General features: G+C 61.3%; 2 protein-coding genes and 1 pseudogene. All 3 read left to right on the top strand.

Features of this window, described 5'->3' with window-relative positions; all coding sequences use genetic code 11:
• Nucleotides 1-645: ABC transporter ATP-binding protein (locus tag VFF99_RS18060; RefSeq protein WP_325020313.1), on the top strand; the 645-nt coding region annotated here is incomplete at its 5' end.
• Between the two features lie 39 nt (nt 646-684).
• Nucleotides 685-1,899 (top strand): ABC transporter substrate-binding protein, encoded by a 1,215-nt coding sequence (locus VFF99_RS18055; RefSeq protein WP_325020312.1) that lies wholly within the window; start codon nt 685-687, stop codon nt 1,897-1,899.
• A gap of 125 nt (nt 1,900-2,024) precedes the next feature.
• Nucleotides 2,025-2,164 (top strand): annotated as a pseudogene (locus VFF99_RS18050) (branched-chain amino acid ABC transporter permease); the annotation flags it as partial.

The following is a 2,164-nucleotide window of genomic DNA, read 5'->3' as shown; positions in this document are numbered from 1 at the left end:
GACGTCAACCTGGAAGTGAAACCCGGCGAAGTGGTGACGCTGCTGGGCCGCAACGGCGCCGGCCGCACCACGACGCTGCGCGCGATCATGGGCCTGACCGGCACGCGCAGCGGCTCGATCAAGGTCAATGGCGTGGAGTCGATCGGCATGTCCACGCACAAGGTGGCGCACCTGGGCATCGGCTACTGCCCGGAAGAGCGGGGCATCTTCTCCTCGCTGTCGGCGGAAGAAAACCTGATGCTGCCGCCGATGGTATCGAAGAACAACAAGGGCATGTCGGTCGCGGAAATCTACGAGATGTTCCCCAACCTCGCCGAGCGCAGGTCCAGCCAGGGCACGCGCCTGTCCGGCGGCGAGCAGCAGATGCTGGCGGTGGCACGCATCCTGCGCACTGGGGCCAAGCTGTTGCTGCTCGATGAAATTTCCGAAGGCCTCGCGCCCGTCATCGTGCAAGCGCTGGCGCGCATGATCACGACGCTCAAGGCCAAGGGCTACACCATCGTCATGGTCGAACAGAATTTCCGGTTTGCCGCACCGCTGGCGGATCGGTTTTACGTGATGGAGCACGGTCAGATCGTTGAGACTTTTGCTGCATCGGAGTTGGAAGCCAAGATGCCCGTGCTCAATGAGTTGCTCGGCGTCTGAGTCGTTCATTACCCATTCAAGTCGAAGGAGACAAGTAACATGAATTCGAAAATCAAGGCAATCACCCTGGCCGTCGCGTCCACGCTGGCAGTCGGCATTTCCGCCAGCGCGTCGGCACAGGTCTCCGGCGATGTCATCCGGATCGGCCTGATCACCGACATGTCTGGCGTGTACGCCGACATCGACGGCGCCGGCGGCGCCGAGGCAATCAAGATGGCGATCGCCGACCTCGGCGGCGCGATCAACGGCAAGAAGGTCGAGTTCCTCGTGGCCGATCACCAGAACAAGGCCGACATCGCCGCGTCCAAGGCGCGCGAATGGTTCGACCAGCAAGGCCTGGACATGCTCGTGGGCGGCACCAACTCGGGCACCAACCTGGCAATGGCGAAGGTTGCAGCAGAAAAGAAGAAGGTCTTCATGGCCATCGGCGGCGCCACCGCTCGCCTGAGCAACGAGGACTGCACGCCCTACACCGTTCACTACGCCTACGACACCGTGGCGCTGGCCAAGGGCACCGGCTCGGCGATCGTGAAGCAGGGCGGCAAGAGCTGGTACTTCCTGACCGCCGACTATGCGTTCGGCGCATCGCTGGAAAAAGACACCTCTGATGTCGTGAAAGCTGCCGGCGGCCAGTTGCTGGGCAGCGTGAAGCATCCCCTGTCCGCTTCCGACTTCTCGTCCTTCCTGCTGCAGGCGCAATCGTCCAAGGCGCAGATCCTCGGCCTGGCCAATGCGGGCGGCGACACGATCAACTCGATCAAGGCAGCCAACGAGTTCGGCATCAACAAGTCGATGAAGCTGGCCGGCCTGCTGATGTTCATCAACGACGTGCATTCACTCGGCCTGAACCTGACGCAGGGCATGTACCTGACCGACGGCTGGTACTGGGACCTCAACGACGATACCCGCAAGTGGTCCAAGCGCTACTTCGAAAAGATGAAGAAGATGCCGTCGCTGCTCCAGGCGGCCGACTACTCCGCCACCACGCAGTACCTGAATGCCGTCAAGGCAACCGGCACCGACGATGCCGACAAGGTCATGGCGCAGTTGAAGAAGACCAAGATCAACGACTTCTTCGCCAAGAACGGCGTGATCCGTCCGGACGGCCGCATGGTGCACGACATGTACCTGATGGAAGTGAAGAAGCCGTCGGAGTCCAAGTATCCGTGGGATTACTACAAGGTCGTGCAGACCATTCCCGGCGACCAGGCCTTCGCGACCAAGGCCGAATCGAAGTGTTCTCTGTGGAAGTAAACGTCCCCAGCAGTCGCGGGCCGGGGTACGTCATTTTCCCCGGCGCGTGATCTCCTTAGGGCGCGCCTGTACGGCGCGCCCGTTTTTCCCTTCGTCCGGATACCGGCCGACCATGGATAAGTGCTATGGAAATCTTTGGCATTCCTCTGCAAGCAATGTTGAGCCAGCTTTTGCTGGGTCTCGTGAACGGGTCCTTCTACGCGATGCTGTCGCTCGGCCTCGCGGTCATCTTCGGCCTGCTCAACGTCATCAACTTCGCTCACGG

This window comes from Noviherbaspirillum sp., assembly GCF_035654295.1.
In the GTDB taxonomy this organism is placed as follows: domain Bacteria; phylum Pseudomonadota; class Gammaproteobacteria; order Burkholderiales; family Burkholderiaceae_D; genus Noviherbaspirillum.
The sequence above is the reverse complement of the archived record's forward strand: the minus strand, read 5'-3'. Positions and strand labels throughout refer to the sequence as shown.